The sequence below is a fragment of the Emticicia fontis genome (assembly GCF_054779675.1).
This window is the reverse complement of the sequence record NZ_BAAGXU010000046.1, coordinates 1-411: the sequence shown is the minus strand read 5'-3', so window position 1 is coordinate 411 and position 411 is coordinate 1. Positions and strand designations below refer to the sequence as shown.

Genomic DNA, 411 nt, shown 5'->3' with positions numbered 1-411 from the left:
ACCGCCAGTGGATGCGGTGGCACAGTTAATTGGTCAACAGGAGCAACGGGCACAAGTCTGGTACTTTCAAGCGTAGGCACTTATAGTATTACAGCCACTTGTACGGTTGGTAGTTGTACCTCTCCATCAAGTCTGGCCGTAACAGGTTTGCAGATTGTAACCCAACCATCTGCTCCAACTATTGTTGCACCCAATCCAAAAGTAGTATGTGCGCCAAATACACTAACCTTAACCGCCAGCGGTTGTGGTGGCACAGTGAACTGGTCAACAGGAGCGACGGGTACAAGTCTGATACTTTCAAGCGTAGGCACTTATAGCATTACAGCCACTTGTACGGTGGGTAGTTGCACTTCTCCAGCAAGTACCGCAGTAACAGGTTTACAGATTGTAACCCAACCAAGTGCCCCAACA

General features: G+C 48.9%; 1 pseudogene. It reads left to right on the top strand.

The window, feature by feature from the left end:
* Positions 1-411 (top strand): annotated as a pseudogene (locus tag ACYVFA_RS19645) (hypothetical protein); the annotation flags it as partial.